Consider the following 17,566-nt stretch of genomic DNA (forward strand, 5'->3'; position numbering starts at 1 on the left):
ATATTTTCGCCCAACGTCACAAACTTCCTAGAAGATTAAAATGATAATAAAAATATGTATAATAGAAGTTGATCACATTAGTAATGAAAAGTGTTTCCATCTTTCACTAAAAAAATGCCTATGATCAAAAGTATGAGCAATTTTTATAATAGAGATTTTAAAAATTTTGTATTATTCTCTTATAAATCCCCTTCATTACTTTTGATACATAGAACTTTCCACCTCTTTAATACTCGGCAGTGCTTCAATTGCTCCTATTTTTGTACAAACGAGAGCTCCAATCTTATTCGCATAAGACACAATATCACGTAGCTGCTCAAAATCTTTATAAATAGATTTAATATGCTCAGTTTTTGCTAACCTAAATAAGGTCGCACCGACAAAAGCGTCTCCTGCTCCTGTAGAATCAATTGATGTAACAGGAATGCTTTCTACAATTTCATTTCTATTGCCATTAGACAGCAGTGTTCCTCTTTTACCTAGGGTAACAGCTATAATCTCTGCTCCAAGTGCATGAAGGATATTAACACCTTCTTCATAATCTTTAGTACCTGTGATTATCTCCAGCTCCTCATCACTTACCTTAACAAAGTCACTTAAAGCAATTGCCTTTTTAGCGAATGTGACAAACACATGGGATCTCCCCGCCCATAAATCGCCTCGATAGTTAGGATCAAAAGATATAAATTGCCCCTCATCTTTCGCATTAGAAATGAGATTTAAATAGGTTGTACAAAATGGATTTGATAACATAGCCGTAGCCGAACCAAAATGGAGAATCTTAGATTGACTTACTTTATCCTGATCAATATCACCTAATGTTAACAATGCATCTGCTCCCCTATGGAATACAAAGTCACGATCTCCATTTTTCTTTAATGAAACAAAAGCTAGTGTAGTTGTTGCTTTCTCATCCATAACAAGCATAGAGGTATCTACGTTTACAGCTTCTAATGTTTGTTTCAAGAAATAGCCAAAGGGATCCTTACCTACTTTTCCGCTAAAGGAGGCGTCTCCTCCTAATTTTGCAATAGCAGCTGAAACATTGGCCGGTGCACCACCAGCACTTTTTAAAAATTGGCTTCCCTCTATTAAATCAACGTCAATATCAGTACAAAAGAAATCCATTAATAACTCTCCAACACATACAACTGAAAGACTTTCACTACTATTTTGCACATATATCACACTCTTTTACTTAATCTAAATTTATGTTAGTCCAAGAAAGATTTACATCACTAGTTAATGAATGAATAACGATATTCACTCCTAGTTAGACCTTTGCTCCAACTCTGAAATCATTTTTTTATATCCCTTTTCAGTTATAGGATAGAAGCAAATAATTACAATCGAAAGTAAAATAAAAAGTCCAGGTATCAATGCATTCATATTTTTAATAGCGTTTAGTGAAGTTACTGTTTGCTCAGCATTAGGAACATATCCTGCTATTCCTAAATAAATGGCAGAGAACGACCCAGCAAGTGCAACTCCTAATTTATTCGTAAAACTCATACTGGAAATCACAACTCCATCTGCCCGAACTCCAGTTTTCCATTCAGCATAATCGACACAATCTGCAATCATCCCCCAAGCAAGCGTATTCAATGGAGTAGTAAAGAATCCCGAAGCAAATAACCAAATTAAAATAAGCGTGATTGAAGAATAGGGAGTAAAATGTAGCCCGACGTACGAAACAAGAGAGATAGCAGCCGAGATAATCATCACGTTCTTTCTACCCCATTTTTCAGAAATTACAGGGATAAATACGTTACTAATTAACGCTGCACCAAAGAATAGAACGGTTCCAAAAAACACCAATTCCTTTTGATCAACATTGTACGTAAAGTAGTAAACCATTGTACTGAGCTTAATATTAAATCCAATAGCGAACGCTAAAAATGATGAAGCTAGAATTAACAAAGGCTTGTTTTTAATTAAAACAGATAAAGTCATTTTCATTCCATGTTTCTTGCTCATTTTAGGAACGATCCGCTCTCGTACTGTAATAAAGCTAAAGAGATTCAAAACGATACTTACAATAGCGTAGACTAGAGCAGTCATCTGAAATCCAAGTGCTTGGTTCTCGCCACCTAGAGCTGTTGCTAGTGGTGTTGCACACGCAATGGAAAGGAGGATCCCAATATAAACCAATATCATTCGAGTGGTAGTTAATACTGTTCTTTCCTGCACATCGTTCGTAATCCGTCCTGTTAAGCTGTTAACTGGAATCGTTTGCATACTAAAGGACATGCCGAGTAAAATATAAGTAATGTACGCATAGATAATGTTTCCAGTTGGTCCAAATTGAGGAGTGGTAAAACACAAGAAAGTGAATAATGCAAAAGGAAGTGAAACCCACAACAAATATGGCCTTGCTCTCCCCCACCTAGTGTTGGTTTTATCTAAAATGACACCCATGATAGGATCAAAAATAGCATCTAAAACCCTTACTACCAAGAATAAGGTTGCGATAACCGCGGGATGAATACCACCGACATCTGTATAATAGAATAGTAGATATGCATTAACAAATTGGAAAACAATATTATACGACATATCACCAAGTCCATATCCAATTCGTTCTAACCAGGATAAACTAGCTCTAGAGTTGGTTTTATTTTTGTCTTTAGACTTCGTTACTACTAATTGTTCTGCTTCTATCATCGTTTATACCTCCAGAATCCGGTTTCAATAATAAGTGTTATTGGAAGTATTCAAGTCTATAATGGAATTGTGAACAAAAATCAATGTCATCAATTCCTCTTCCTATAATAGAACTCATCTACAACACAAACGGATTGATTTAGTTATTAGTTATTCTTCTATCGATATCAAATCCGCTCCAAGAGAGTTAAACCGCTTTCTAATGTTAGAGATTTACTCTAGTTTCTTTTAATTGGTGGGGGTATGAAGAATAGCCCCCTAGTTTATAGATTTATTCATCCTTATCTCAGTATTAGTCATTTGGATTTACAATAACTTTTAAACACTCATTCTTAAAATTGAGTGCACGTTCCATTGCTTCGCGAGTGTCTGCTAACGAATATCTATCCGTCACAAGATGCTTAGTGTCAACGATACCAGAAGCGAGGAAATTAATCCCTTTTGGGTATGTGTTAGCATACCGAAAGATGCCATAAATATCTATCTCATTGTCCGCGATGAGTGGTACATTAAGCGGGATTTCATTCTGAGCAGGTAGCCCCACAATAGCAAGCTTTCCACCACGACGAACGGAAGCTAACGCGGATTGAAGCGCTACTGGATTTCCAGCTGTTTCCCAAGCAACATCAACTCCTATACCATTTGTGATGTTTTTGATTTCAATAAGTGGATCCTGTTCCCGAATATTAATAACATGAGTTGCACCCATTTGTTTTGCAGCCTCAAGCCGTAATGGCTCCAAGTCAGTCACAATGATTTTGCTTGCTCCAAACGCTTTGGCTGCTGCAACAGCCGTTAGACCAACCGGGCCCATTCCCATAATCGCAATTGTTGATCCCGGTTGAAGCTTCGTTCTCATTGCTGCATGAATCCCAACAGAAAAGGGCTCTATTAGGGCAGCATCTTCATAGGTAAGATTATCAGGGATTGAAAAGACAAAGTCTTGTCGCATTTTTATATATTGTACAAACGCGCCGTCAACTGGTGGTGTTGCCAAAAACTCCACATCTGGACAAAGGTTATAACGTCCCTCTTTGCACGCTTCACAGTGTCCGCAGGTTACACCTGGTTCAACAGCAACGCGATCGCCGATTTTAAAGTTATTAACAGAAGATCCAACCGCAGCTATCTCTCCTGAGCACTCATGGCCAAGGATAATTGGTTTCTCCACTACGTATTTACCAATTCTACCATGGGTATAATAATGTAAATCCGAACCACATATGCCAACTGCCATCACCTTAATCAAAACTTCATTATGATCGATTTGGGGTACAGGCAATGTTTCAATACTAATTTCTCTTGTGCTGTGCATAACAGCTGCTTTCATGGTTTTAGGTACTGTGTTATTCATCTGTAATTTCCTTTCTTTTATAAAATTTCTATAATACTGTAATAAAACGCTTTAATTAGAATTAATTTTTATTCGAAGTATTCCGATGTAAGTGTATACATTTCAGAATATCCCCTGTCACAAACTAATTCTACATTCTCACCTGAAGGTTCAGTAGCTTTTTATACTGTATAAAAGTACAGTTACACTGTACTTTTTTGATTTTTCATATACAAATAGACATGAATTGATAAAATAAAGAGTAAAGGAGGTGTGTAGATTATGGCAGAACTTGAAGACCAGAAAAAGTTTGCAGAATTGTTATCATCTGGTGTGAAGTCATTAAAGCTCCATCCTGAATATAAGATCAGCAGGATAAAAAACGAAAAAATTTCAGCATTACAATCTTATTTAGATAAAATCGCTGCTTATCTGGGGGTATCTTCTAACACCATTAAAAGCTGGCTAGGGCAAATGGGCCAAAAATATATTCCTGGGCGGATTGACGACGGAAAACTATTCGGCATTATCTGGATCATTCTTGAAAAAAGTGACATGAATATACAGTGGTTTACAAAAATACTGGAGACGACTACCATCCCTGTCATAAAACCTGCATTACCTGTGTGGGTAGCTTCATGCCTTAAAAAAGCGAAAACGTTACAAAATGATAAGACCTTCGGTGCACCGCTTGATGAAGATATTGAGATCGTCATGAAACGATTGTTTGATATGTCAAATTATGAAAATAGTACAAGTAAGGAACAACCATTGATACATAACTTACCAACACGTTGGTCAGGGAACTTCATCGGACGGAAATTTGACTTGGAGGCTATCCAGCAGTGGATGCTTTCTCCCTCCCCAGTATGTTTAATTACCGGATGGGCTGGAATGGGAAAAACGACGATAGCACTTGAAGTAGCATACTCCTGTACTGGGAATCCCTTTGGAGAATCTATTCGTGCCGACGTAGGTTGGCCAACATTTAGTTGTATCATTTGGGTCAGTGCTGATTGGAAAGGGATAACCTTTAGCGATTTCTTAAATACAATCGCCTATCAGCTTGGACGCGTTGAACAAATAGATAAATCGATTAATGAAAAACGTTTTGTTGTACGTAATGCATTAGCAAATTACTCTAGGGAAGAACCAGTATTGCTCATTGTAGACAGCATTGATACTGCTGATCGCGAAATTCACGAATTCATTACCAACCTACCTCAAGGTGTAAAAGTAATCCTAACATCTCGTGAGAACTTAAACCAAAAATATAGAGAAGTTTTTCAGGAAATGGCTACCATTCAACTAATGGGTCTTGAAAAAGCTGAAGCACTTGATTTTCTATCCTACGAAGTGCATCGTTATTTAAAAACGTGTAATTCTCCAAACAAACGAGAAAAGATGGAACAGTTATTGAATATCTCCCCTGAAATTCAGCACCAGCTAATTTTGGCGACTGCCGGTAATCCTAAAGCTATGGCGCTTAGCATTGCCTACATTGCAGATGATGACATTCCTGCAAAACAACTTATTCGGGATCTAGGTAAAGCTGGCTACTCACTGTTAGAATTATTTGATTTCCTTTTCGGACGAACATGGAATCGATGTGATGAAGATACCCGACGTCTATGGCAAGTGCTGTGCTTTTTTAGTAAACCTCCTGATGAAGAGAGTTGGGCTGCAGCCGCGGGATTAGATGCTCGGAATTTTCGTTATGCTGTTGAACAGATGCGGACCTATGCACTGATTCAACCAGAGCGTATAGAGGGAAAAATACATTATTTTGGACATCAAACCGTTGTTGCATATGGCGAACAACACCTGTCCGAAAATCAAGAGTTTAAGAAGGAAGCACGCAATCGATGGGGACAATATTATATCAACTATTTAGAAACTCATTTAAAACGAGAGCAACCAAATTCTATTTATTGGAGTTATTTGCTTGGTCGAGATTTGGAGCAAATGAAAAAAGAATGGCCAAACATACTTAAGGTCATAAAGTGGGCAAGTGAAACTGGACAAACGGAGCTATTAATTGAACTGGTAACCCGTATTAGTCACTTTTTAAGCCGGATTAACTTGCCGTTACGGATCGAATTTGGACTTAAAGCTGCTGATTACGCCAATCAATTGGGTAAAAATACGCTAGAAGCCTTTTTTAGAATTGACACAGTAGGCTGGGCACTTATGGAGGTTAATGACTCGGATGGAGCCCTACTTCAAATAGAAAGTGGGCTTAAGATACTAGAGCAATTGAATTCGCACCACACGGATGTCTACGATTTAAAGGTTTGGGGACTCGCATTAAAATCGAAACTGTTTTTAAAAGTAGGCAATTCAGAGAAAGCAGAAGCTATTCTAGAGGAAGTAAAAAATATATCGACTACCCCGATTATTCAACATAGAGTTTTATTAGTTCGTGGAGACCTTTGCTTGTTGCGTAGAAAAGATGAAGAGGCAATCCAATTATACGAAGCGGCCAATGAAATCAGCACAATGTATGGCGGCGAAAAAACCATTGAAGCATATTTTAATCTAGGTATCGCATATGTGAATTGTAACGAATTTGAGAAAGCAGAAGCCACTTTTAATCATATTCTTTATGACAAAAATAAAGCGAATCAGATTGAGTTAATCTATTATCATTATGGAATTGCCCTATTGTTATCACGCAAAGGAGATTATACAAAAGCACAAAAATCAAATCAAAAGGCTATCAACCTTATCGATTCATGGGAACCAACCATTAGTATTCGAAAAGAAGTGGAACTGCTTAATGAGTTCATTGAAAATAGTTAAATAGAAGCCATAATTATAGCATTTTTAGGCGATTCTTTATGGTTTTAGCTCTTAAAATCAAATTTAGTTTTAACAACTTTCAAGGCATGAGTTCAATATCGGAATAGACTCATGCTTTTTTATATTTACAATAAAAGAGATTTAGTGTGTTTAGATAATATAATTTTTAATACTACCATTGAAGATTTATAGGTTAACTCCTGAAAAATCCCCACCCAACACTATTTTTTCACCTTTAAGAATGGATGACTTTGTAATGAGATACGGGCAGAACCTGTATAATTCACTAGCCAAACTCCTAAAAGCACTAAAATGATTCCGATCAATGTAATAGCATTCAAATCTTCGTTTAAAAATAGTATTCCTGACAGAGTACCAACTACGGGTACAATTAGCAAAGAAATTGATGCTTTACTGGCTTCCATTTTAGAAAGAATATGAGACCATATAACAAAAGCTAATGCAGAGGCCAAAATTCCGGAATATAAAAGGTATACTACAGCCATAAGACTCCAATGTGACTGGCCATGTTCAAAACTAATCGAATACATAAACAAGCCAATAGCTCCCGCTCCCATTTGCCATGTAGTAAATTGAACAGTGTCACAGCCTTGCAATTTCTTTTTGAATATTAAACTTGATAGCGCCCATGTTACTGCAGAGCTTAACGCAAGAATGGGAGCCCATATATTTCCTCCAAACTGAATATCCATTGCTAAAAACAACCCTACTATTCCAATCGAGATTCCAATGATTTTACTTACAGTCAATTTTTCTCCAGGAATGAAATAATGTGCCATAAGTGAAAGAAACAATGGCATACTATAGGTTAAAACAGAAGTAAGCCCCGCGCTTATATAATTTAATGAAATTTGGATAGCAATGTTAAAATAAGTTGTCTGCAGAAAGCCGCAGAGAATATACCATTTAAGTTCCCGTTTACCTGGCAGCGGGATTTTTTTAATATAGGTTAACCCAAAAAGTACAATTGCCCCAAGCAAAAACCGAAAGGCTGCAAACAAAACAGGTGGGAACACATCATTGCCCAGTTTCATAATTACAAAATTAAAACCCCAAATAATACATAAAAAAAGCATCAATCCATTCATTCATGATTCTCCCCGTGTCTTTAGTACAATATATCTAACGATAATAAAAAATTCAAATTTGACAATTTTCCATTTTAGATACAACTCTATTCAAAATATTTTAGAACTTTCTGTTTATTAGGATTTAAACTATCTACACTCAGAAGCAAATTTTCTTCACACTTAAGTACACCTAATTATATATAACAATTTATGTTAAAATAAATGATACTTTCAAACTCTCAAAGGGTAGAGAGCAATCAATTGAGTAATGATTTACTCTCTACCTTCTAATTTACAAATCAGGTAAAGCTTAGGAGTGTATTTAGTCATGAACAAAAAAGACATAGCGCAGATTCGAAAACAATTCAAAATAAATAATGATTTACTCAAGATCTCCGAAATTTTTAATGTATATATTATGAAGGAATCAAGTGACATTTATCATCACCAAAGTCAACCTTTTGAAATGCTTGACCAAGATCAACAAGAGTTATTTTTGAATAACTTTAAAAAATTACTTGCCGGCCAATTGGATGAAAAGCTCTTTGAATTAAAATTTCAACGTGATGCTGAAAATAACAGTCAGCTAATTTTGCATCAAGGATTACTCAGCGATTTGGACGGTTGGAAAGAGCAAATGTTAAAAATTGTAGGAAAAATGCTTGTAAATCAACAATACGAGATGGATATTGTCATTACATTCATTCGTGGTGAATATTTAAAGCCAACAAAACGAAAAAATGAAGAGGCTGAGATAAGTGAACGAGATACCGTTTACTCCCATCCATTCATTCTGTGCAGTCTAAATAATACACAAGAACCAAAAAAAGAATTGCTTTTTGACTATGTCGAGAGAGAGTTCAAGTACAGTTTTGTTGTCGACCCAATTATTAACCTTAATGCTCCAATCGCCGGTTTTCTATTTCCTTGTTTTACCGATAATGTAGCAGATGTCAACCACATTCTGTATTCATCTGGAAAGGTACATGAGCCGGATCACCAATTCATCGAGGAAGTTTTAAATGGCGAAGAAACAATGACTGCAAAAGATGACAAAATTGTTTTTGAGGAAATTATTAAAGAAGCAACAGGAGATCAATTAAATACATCTACTCTTTCTAATGTGTATGAAGAGATTAACCGTATGATAGAAGAAAATGAAGAAGAAGAACAACCAAAATTAGACTCCAAAGACATTGAACGTGTTTTAAAGATAAGCGGCCTTGAAGATATAAATGGGGAAAAGGTAGAAACAGCCTTCCAAAAAGTAATTGATGATGACAAATATGAGTTAAAAGCAAGTAGCGTCATCCCGAAGTATACTTCAAAATCAATTAAAATCAACACGAAAATAGCGAATATTTCTATAAGTCCACAAGATTTAAGATACGTCAAACAAGTTAATTTAAGTGGTAAACGCTACCTCATGATTGAAGTAGAAGAAGATACAGTCATCGAAGGCTTTACAATGATTCCAGAAGCTTTTGGTGGGAACTAAATAAACAAGAAAAGTTGGTTATATTTAATACTAACATAGGAATGGCCACGGTTCTGAAGCTTCTTCACTTGGTTAAAGGAAGTATCTTCAGAACTCTTTTATGAGCAAAAAAAATACTTAAAACAAATTTTCTTCTAATGATTGATTTTTTTAAAAATTATCAGATACTTACCTCACAGAGAATTATTTTCACAAGTTTATAAAATTAAGTAAAAAAAACGATGAACGATCTAAAATCCATAAATAGCAACAGAACTGACAAATTGGCTAATAATTAAGTTCGATCATATGCTTTTGGAGGTGATTCCATCCATCCCTTTTCAATTAAAATATTTGCACCATCATCAACAAATAATCCAATGTTTATGAGAGTTCTTCCATATAACATTGCTAAATCTCTTCTTCCATTTACCGCTAGTGAATTTCCAAACGACCTTATTTTCATGGAGAACATGTCAACCTTATGAAATAACATTATTTTATCGGAAAAAGGTGGATATGTAGACGTTGTGACTAAATGGTCGATAAATGACGGTGATAATAGGTTTTCTTTATGAAATTTTTCCATATATTGCTTAACTGCTTTATCAGTCATCTCTAAACCTCGTTTAAACAAAGCCTTTATCTTTTCATCCTTAACGATCTGATAAAATCCCAATAATAACGCCTTACTTGTTGTGTTATTTTCAATATTATCATAAAGATGAGTAATTTCTAATGCATGTAATGGTCGGACATCACCAACAAAACCCTTTAAGTAATTCTGTTTTTGAATATAATCAGTTCCTTCAGGTGTTGGTATAATAGGAGGTTTTGAAATTAATTTCTTTTCAGATAAAACATTATTTATCTGCCCCAAGAAGATAGTTGTGGATTGCATACAATAAACAAAAAATTCTCTTATATCTTCCCTCATTACTAATGGGATTGCCACGGCGTAAATGCTAAGCCCTGCCTTAGCTGCATATTTCAAATAGTGTACATAAAATACATCTTCGTATAAACGTGGGGCACCTAGATTTACATCATCATTAGTGAATCCTACAGGTATTGGGAAATTACCTTTTTTTAAAAAAACCTCTATCCTCTGTATAAAATCCTTACTTAATGCTATACCATTTTCCAATAGCGTCTTAATATATTCATCATCACAATGTCGAAGAAAATAACTTAGGATTTGAATTGACATGCTGTTTCCATTATAAGTAGCCCAAAGTTTACCCATTTCAACTGATGTTAAAGATTGAGATTCATCTAATTCTTTTGTGCTTAAATTAATGGGTTTTAAAATATCCATTGGATTTAAATCCATCAGTAATCCCCTTTCACGCATTTTTGTTTAGGATTACCGTTAAGATTTAATTTTATGTAAAGTGATATGTTACATTGAATATCTACGCTCATATGACCGCCAAAATGAAAAAAAGGCCTCCCACCAGTTGTAAACTGATGAAAGACCTTCTCTGATATGGTGATTTTCGAGAAAAAAGTGAGCATTTTTTGCCTACCTATGGGCAAAATTATGATTTTATTCTTAAAAATCCCTATATGTCAAGGCTTTATGATGTTTATTACATCATAAAGCCCGTAAGATGAGAGTGTGTAATACTTTTAACTTCATGTTCTAAAATTGCGGTATAATAATGTTTTACAAGTTTATGTCTGTAAGATCTATAACCTGATGTTACTTTTTTGATTTAGGAAGTAGTCTATCGTTTAGAAAAAAGCATTTACTTGACAAGTTCACCTGTTGGCTCAAATGCCTTACATCATGCCGCACATTCATCAAGATATTTAATAAAGGAAAATACATTTATAGAATCATTGATATTATAGGTTTTTCATCTTTCACTTAAAATATTTCAAAACTGAAGAAAAAAAGGCGATGAGCAAAATCATGAGCATTTTTTTTGATCATTTGGTAGGTCTTTTCCCACCCTTTTAAAACACATTAAAAGTTATTTTATTTTCCTTTAATTTACTAATTATTTTTAGATCTCCTTGTTTATAAAATGAAAAGGTATAAATCACTTATTTTTTTAAACAATTAAACCTTTCGATATTTATGACATTCAGAACTCACTTATTAATATATTCATTCACAAACCCTTTCTTATTAAAAGCAAGTAAACGATTGAATTTGTCGTAGGTCTATTCCAAAATACACCCATCTAAATCCAGTCCAACGATAGCCTGCGACAGAGTTTCGACCAACAAATGTTGGATAAAACCAAAATTGTTCAAAACCTCTCATCCATACATACGTGTATCTGAATAAACATCCTGCAATACCACCTGGGTCAACTGCATATGCTTCTACTTGTTGTTGAGGAAGAAAAGATGGCGGTGGTGAAGTTGGTGGTCCTGCCGTTGAACCTTGACTAGGTGGTGCATGCGGAGATGGAAACCCACCAAATTGTCTTTCATCAGGGTTTGCAAAGTAATAATTCTCAGCTTGGAATGGAGTTGAATATAAATAAGCTTCTTGAATATTCGGATAATTATAATACAGATTTATATGACTAGGATACATAAAATGAGCTCCTTTTCTTTTTAATCTCACATCATCATATTCTTTAGTCATTTACCCATCAACTTGTACTCTAAGAAATGTGTGTTTACCTATAAAATAGTTGTTTCTTGGAAAAGATCCTTGCAGACCTCACAAATTAATAGCCCTTTCATGGTTTATTAATAATACACATTTTTTCACTTTTGAATCCCCTAAACATAACTATACAAAACATTTTCTTAACTTATGGTGTCATATAGGTATTTACCTGCATATGGTACATAAATTAATTACCAAATGTTTATAAGGGCGGAGTTATTTGTACAGGCAATTTCAAGAACAAACGTATGGTAACTATACTTATTCTGGTAACGTAGTGTTGCTTGACAAGAAGCAAGGTGACGTTATAGGTGACGATATAATTGATTTCGTCTATTTAAAACAAAGAAAAAACGTTGAAACCAGAATCTTCACAGATCATATTACACTAATAATTTGAGATGGGAATTTCAACAATTCATATACGAAATAAAGCAGGATAAATGCTAAGCTCTGTTGAAAAGTGACGCTTGCTTAAGTTCAAATGTGTAAGCAATGGAGGTATTGTATGACAAATTTTTATTCTTTTCAAGGGACTGTCACTATGATTAGTGATTTTTTTACAGGTCAAAATGGTGAAGGAGAAGGCTGTTATAAATTAATATCTGTAGAAAACGGATTGGGAGCATTAGTAAATTTCGTGGTGTCACCCACAACTTACTTTGTAGACCATGTAATGGTGGCAGTAGGAGATCGAGTGACTGGATATTATGACGGAAATGCACCTGCTCTTCTTATCTACCCTCCACAATATCAAGCACTTGTCATGGTAAAAGATAGCCCATATCAGAATGTAAAAGTAGATTATTTTAATAGTGAGTTGGAGAGTAGTGATGGACGATTACGATTAAATATTTCTCCATATACTCAAATAGTATTAACAAATGGGCAACTCTTTTCAAGAACCCCTGCGAACCGAGATCTAATTGTTATTTACGGACCTGCCACAAAAAGTATCCCAGCCCAAACCACACCCTATAGAATAATAGTCTTGTGTTAGGGTTATTATAGAAAATGCCTGTCTGGCATAATTATTCAAATTTAAAAACAAAAAACCTTGTCCATTTGATAGACACAATTGATGAAATGCTCGTGATAATGTTGAAACTCTATATGACCAAGCAAAAAGTAATAAGATTACAAATAGAACCCATGGTGTAGATAAACTAATTAAACTTTACTCGAAATAAAAATAATCGAGACAAAATTGAAGCGGCTATTAAAATTATCGGTAAATGGAAATTCTTGAAATCTCAACACTCTTTTTCTCTTTATAAAGTATATTACATAAGAAACTATAAAAAAACCGATCCTGAATTGGGATCGGATTTTCTCTTTCCATTACTCTTTATGAAGTAAATTCCACATGAGATATGCATAGGTATAACAGTCATATCAACTGGCTATCTTATTTATTATTCACTTTTTTCCAACCTGCCGCAAATTAGCGGAAACACGAACATCTTTGAAATTCATTTTTTTGCCCTAAATATCTGAAAACTAACATCAATGAATTATCAGTCATTATGGTGTTATCCCGTTTCACAAAAACATAATCACTTAAAGTTCCCCAATATTGTTTACAGAAGGTTTTGTATCCCGCTAATTCCTTTGACAACTTATCTGTAATTGGAATAGTATCCTTTCTTCTACTCTTACCAAAAAATAGAAATTGTTTTGTTAATGAAGTCAACATCAGACCATTTAAGATTAATAATCTCACCTCTTCTTATCCCTGTACCAAGAATGGTCACAATAATCATATAATCACGATAAGCAACATAACTTTTATCTCTTTGTTTGATACGTCTGTAAAAGTTCAACATTTGTTTAATTTGCTCATCACTAAAAACATCAATCTTTACATCATCTTTTTGCCTCTTAACTTTTTTCGCAGGATTGTTTTTAATGACTTCACATTCCACCATATAATTCAAAAATGCACGAACTCTTAATAGTTTTGAGTTGATGGTACTCGCTTCGTTACCTTTTTTTGGCAATTTAAAAGATATTGCCTAACATGACTATACGTAATCTCTTCAACATTAACCACTTGATTCTCAATACAATAATCCACAAACTTCCCTAAAAGCATTTCATAATTTTTGATATTCGTCTTGGTCGTATTCTTGAAACGTCTGTCATCCAAAAAGTCTTGATACGCAAATTTTAACAACATAAAAAACCACTCCCTAATTTTTTATAGGAAGTGGTTATTGCTATCGATATAAGTTTTTCACATGACTACTTCACAACTTAAGTGAAATCGGGTGAAAAATAGCATTAACTATTTCTCAGATGTTTGGCTCAAAAGCCTTACATCATGCCGCCCATTCCACCCATACCGCCCATGCCGCTCATATCAGGCATGCCGCCGCCACCTTCTTCAGGTTTGTCAGCAATAACAGCTTCAGTTGTTAAGAACATAGCTGCTACAGAAGCTGCGTTTTGTAACGCAGAACGAGTTACTTTAGTTGGGTCAACGATACCAGCTTCAAACATGTTTACCCACTGGCCGTTTGCAGCGTTGAAGCCAATTCCAACTTCTTCTTTCTTTAAGCGCTCAACAACAACAGACCCTTCAAGTCCTGCATTGTGTGCGATTTGACGAACTGGTTCTTCAAGTGCACGAAGAATGATGTTGATACCTGTTTGAGTATCGCCTTCTTCTTGAAGTGCAGCTACTTTGTTATATACATTTACTAGAGCAGTACCACCACCAGAAACGATACCTTCTTCTACTGCAGCACGAGTAGAGTTTAGAGCATCTTCGATACGTAGTTTACGCTCTTTTAATTCAGTTTCAGTTGCAGCACCAACTTTGATTACTGCTACACCGCCAGCTAGTTTAGCTAAACGTTCTTGTAATTTTTCCTTATCAAATTCAGAAGTAGTTTCTTCTAATTGAGCACGGATTTGGCTTACACGGCCTGCAATTTGTTCAGCTTCTCCAGCACCTTCAACGATTGTTGTATTTTCTTTTGAAACAACAATTTTAGATGCACGGCCTAATTGATCAATATTAGCAGATTTAAGATCTAAACCTAATTCTTCAGTGATAACTTCACCGCCAGTTAAGATCGCAATATCTTCAAGCATTGCTTTACGGCGATCACCGAAGCCAGGTGCTTTTACTGCTACTGCATTGAATGTTCCGCGAAGTTTGTTAACTACTAGAGTAGCTAATGCTTCACCTTCTACATCTTCTGCAATTAATAATAGAGGCTTACCTTGTTGAACAACTTGCTCTAAAACAGGTAAGATTTCTTGAATGTTTGTGATTTTTTTATCAGTGATTAATACGTATGGGTTTTCAAGAACTGCTTCCATTTTATCAGAATCAGTTACCATGTATGGAGATGCATAACCACGGTCAAACTGCATACCTTCTACTACTTCTAATTCAGTAGAGAAACCTTTAGATTCTTCAATTGTGATAACACCGTCGTTACCAACGCGTTCCATTGCTTCTGCGATTAATTGACCTACTTCTTCATCAGCTGAAGAGATTGCAGCAACTTGTGCAATAGATTCTTTACCTTCGATTGGTTTAGAAATCGCTTGTAGCTCTTCTAAAGCAACAGCAACAGCTTTTTCAATTCCCTTACGAACAACCATTGGATTAGCTCCAGCAGTTACGTTCTTTAAGCCTTCACGGATCATTGCTTGAGCTAAAACAGTTGCAGTTGTTGTACCGTCACCAGCAACATCGTTTGTTTTGCTAGCAACTTCAGCAACAAGCTTAGCACCCATGTTTTCGAAAGCATCTTCTAATTCGATTTCTTTCGCAATTGTAACACCATCATTTGTAATTAAAGGAGAACCGTATTTCTTTTCTAATACGACGTTACGTCCTTTAGGTCCTAATGTAACTTTAACAGCATCTGCCAATGCATCAACACCACGAAGCATTGAACGACGAGCATCTTCACTGAATTTAATATCTTTAGCCATTTTTACAAGACCTCCTCAAAGTTTTAAATGTTTTCTATGATATGTGTGCTGTTTCTATTAACCGATAACAGCTAAAATGTCGTTTTCACGTAAAATTAAGTATTCTGTACCTTCATATTTCACTTCAGTACCAGCATATTTTGAGAAGATAATACGATCGCCTTCTGCTACTTCAAGAGCTACTTTTTCTCCACTATCTAATACACGACCTGTACCAACAGCTACTACTTTACCTTCTTGTGGCTTCTCTTTCGCACTATCTGGAAGGACGATACCACTAGCAGTTTTTTCTTCTGATTCAACTAACTCGATAATAACGCGATCACCTAATGGCTTTAACAAGTGAAACAACCTCCTCAAATTCGTTAAAAAATGATTATTTTTCCTTTTTATTAGCACTCGTTGTCCTTGAGTGCTAACACAATTATTATATTATATAAGATCTCTTCTAATTTCAAGTCTGAAGTTAAAATTTTTTTGAAGAACTTGCCTAATAGATTATGTCTAAATTGTAAATTGAATAAACAACTTTTGATTAATTCACCATAGTTATCATACATATGATAATAGGAAGGTATGATACAATAGGGTTTGATTAATTTTGCCCAAGTTCAATTCCTTGATCAGATGTTTCTGTCAAATATCTCATCATTAGTCAAATGAAGGAGGCCTCTATGAAAAAGCATTATTGGTTTATTTTATTAACATATATGCTCATGCAGCTTTCAGGGGTTGCTGGGATCAGATTATTTCATTTTTTAGATATAGGAGCTACACAGGTTGAAAGATTTGCATATTGGACAATCTTTAGCTTTACCCTTGCGTTTATCATTATTCTCTTTTTATTAAGGAAAGAACGTAAGAATGAGAGTTTACTTCGCGGGGAACCTTCATCTGTTGGCGCTTCTGTCGGTTGGGCAATTGGCGGATTCTTATTAGCTATTTTCGCCCAGAGCCTTGCTGCAAACATCGAAATTAATCTATTTGGTGTAGAGCCTGGATCAGAAAACACAGAAATGATTGTTAGTGTCATCGAAGTAACACCATTAGTCATTATTGTTACTTCAATTATCGGACCGATATTAGAAGAGATCATTTTCCGAAAAATAATCTTTGGTGTGTTATATAAAAGGACGAACTTTATCATTGCTGGCCTTATCAGCTCACTTCTTTTTTCGCTTTTGCATGGTGAGCCTCAGCACCTTCTTTTATATGCGTCGATGGGTTTTACCTTTGCCTTTTTATATGTAAAAACAAAGCGGATCATAGTACCTATCTTTGCCCATGTGGCAATGAATACGATGGTAATCATAGTTCAAACTGTATTTCGTGAGGACATTGAAAAAATGATGAAGCAAGTTGAAGACATGCAGCAAGTGCAAGTTATTATTGGAGGCCTTTTAACATGAGAACAAACCCTATATCCATGGGATTCTTTTATTTAACGATGGGGTTGCTGTTTACGTATTTAGCAATTAACAGTGCTGAAAATGGAATTTTTTCTTTTCCGACAATCGTTTTAATTCTAATTGCAACCTTTGATATCGGAGTGGCAATTAGAATGTTTATCCTATCTAGTAAAATCAAAAAAATGAACAAAAAAAAATGAGACT

At 35.2% G+C, this 17,566-nt stretch carries 15 protein-coding genes; 5 read left to right on the forward strand and 10 right to left on the reverse strand.

Annotation, left to right across the window (positions count from 1 at the left end):
• Positions 1 to 195 precede the first annotated feature (195 nt).
• The 3 genes from WCV66_RS01890 to WCV66_RS01900 form a co-directional block, all read right to left on the reverse strand.
• On the reverse strand, positions 196 to 1,128 hold the full coding sequence (locus tag WCV66_RS01890; protein WP_413789654.1) for a carbohydrate kinase family protein: 933 nt from the start codon (positions 1,126 to 1,128) through the stop codon (positions 196 to 198).
• Between the two features lie 141 nt (positions 1,129 to 1,269).
• On the reverse strand, positions 1,270 to 2,664 hold the full coding sequence (locus WCV66_RS01895; RefSeq protein ID WP_338787783.1) for an MFS transporter: 1,395 nt from the start codon (positions 2,662 to 2,664) through the stop codon (positions 1,270 to 1,272).
• A 292-nt stretch (positions 2,665 to 2,956) separates the two neighbouring features.
• Positions 2,957 to 4,018, reverse strand: a complete 1,062-nt coding sequence (locus WCV66_RS01900; RefSeq protein ID WP_066335665.1) for an NAD(P)-dependent alcohol dehydrogenase — start codon at positions 4,016 to 4,018, stop codon at positions 2,957 to 2,959.
• Positions 4,019 to 4,279: 261 nt separating this feature from the next.
• On the opposite strand from WCV66_RS01900, the gene WCV66_RS01905 reads away from it, so the two are divergent.
• Positions 4,280 to 6,799 (forward strand): NB-ARC domain-containing protein, encoded by a 2,520-nt coding sequence (locus tag WCV66_RS01905; RefSeq protein ID WP_338787784.1) that lies wholly within the window; start codon positions 4,280 to 4,282, stop codon positions 6,797 to 6,799.
• A 221-nt stretch (positions 6,800 to 7,020) separates the two neighbouring features.
• Here the strand turns inward: WCV66_RS01905 and WCV66_RS01910 are convergent, their stop codons facing one another.
• Positions 7,021 to 7,908, reverse strand: a complete 888-nt coding sequence (locus tag WCV66_RS01910) for a DMT family transporter (protein ID WP_338787785.1) — start codon at positions 7,906 to 7,908, stop codon at positions 7,021 to 7,023.
• A gap of 310 nt (positions 7,909 to 8,218) precedes the next feature.
• Between WCV66_RS01910 and WCV66_RS01915 the strand changes: the two genes are divergently transcribed.
• Positions 8,219 to 9,388: a DUF4317 domain-containing protein gene (locus tag WCV66_RS01915; RefSeq protein WP_338787786.1), complete on the forward strand. Its 1,170-nt coding sequence runs from the start codon at positions 8,219 to 8,221 to the stop codon at positions 9,386 to 9,388.
• 274 nt (positions 9,389 to 9,662) lie between these two features.
• Here WCV66_RS01915 and WCV66_RS01920 read toward each other — a convergent pair whose 3' ends face one another.
• Both WCV66_RS01920 and WCV66_RS01925 read right to left on the reverse strand, forming a co-directional pair.
• Entirely contained in the window at positions 9,663 to 10,685 is a 1,023-nt protein-coding gene (locus WCV66_RS01920; protein WP_413789655.1) for a DUF3231 family protein, read from the reverse strand.
• Positions 10,686 to 11,504: 819 nt separating this feature from the next.
• Positions 11,505 to 11,921 (reverse strand): hypothetical protein, encoded by a 417-nt coding sequence (locus tag WCV66_RS01925; protein WP_338787788.1) that lies wholly within the window; start codon positions 11,919 to 11,921, stop codon positions 11,505 to 11,507.
• Positions 11,922 to 12,507: 586 nt separating this feature from the next.
• On the opposite strand from WCV66_RS01925, the gene WCV66_RS01930 reads away from it, so the two are divergent.
• A complete protein-coding gene (locus tag WCV66_RS01930) occupies positions 12,508 to 12,999 on the forward strand; it encodes a hypothetical protein (protein WP_338787789.1) in 492 nt (163 codons plus the stop codon).
• Between the two features lie 655 nt (positions 13,000 to 13,654).
• Here WCV66_RS01930 and WCV66_RS01935 read toward each other — a convergent pair.
• The 4 genes from WCV66_RS01935 to groES all read right to left on the reverse strand — a co-directional run bounded on the left by WCV66_RS01935 (position 13,655) and on the right by groES (position 16,295).
• Positions 13,655 to 13,927, reverse strand: a complete 273-nt coding sequence (locus tag WCV66_RS01935) for a tyrosine-type recombinase/integrase (protein ID WP_338789384.1) — start codon at positions 13,925 to 13,927, stop codon at positions 13,655 to 13,657.
• 23 nt (positions 13,928 to 13,950) lie between these two features.
• Complete coding sequence (locus tag WCV66_RS01940) at positions 13,951 to 14,178, reverse strand: hypothetical protein (protein WP_338787790.1); 228 nt, start codon at positions 14,176 to 14,178, stop codon at positions 13,951 to 13,953.
• Positions 14,179 to 14,315: 137 nt separating this feature from the next.
• Positions 14,316 to 15,953, reverse strand: coding sequence for a chaperonin GroEL (gene groL, locus WCV66_RS01945; protein ID WP_066335680.1), 1,638 nt, complete (start codon positions 15,951 to 15,953; stop codon positions 14,316 to 14,318).
• Between the two features lie 57 nt (positions 15,954 to 16,010).
• Positions 16,011 to 16,295: a co-chaperone GroES gene (gene groES, locus WCV66_RS01950; protein ID WP_026561982.1), complete on the reverse strand. Its 285-nt coding sequence runs from the start codon at positions 16,293 to 16,295 to the stop codon at positions 16,011 to 16,013.
• A 332-nt stretch (positions 16,296 to 16,627) separates the two neighbouring features.
• On the opposite strand from groES, the gene WCV66_RS01955 reads away from it, so the two are divergent.
• Positions 16,628 to 17,362 carry a type II CAAX endopeptidase family protein gene (locus WCV66_RS01955; protein WP_338787792.1) on the forward strand — a complete coding sequence of 245 codons (735 nt, stop codon included), beginning with the start codon at positions 16,628 to 16,630 and terminating at the stop codon, positions 17,360 to 17,362.
• Positions 17,359 to 17,562, forward strand: a complete 204-nt coding sequence (locus WCV66_RS01960; RefSeq protein ID WP_066335683.1) for a YdiK family protein — start codon at positions 17,359 to 17,361, stop codon at positions 17,560 to 17,562. The genes WCV66_RS01955 and WCV66_RS01960 overlap by 4 nt, the downstream gene beginning before the upstream one ends.
• Positions 17,563 to 17,566: the final 4 nt, after the last annotated feature.

It is taken from the genome of Metabacillus rhizosphaerae (assembly GCF_037201795.1).
Lineage (GTDB): Bacteria > Bacillota > Bacilli > Bacillales > Bacillaceae > Metabacillus > Metabacillus rhizosphaerae.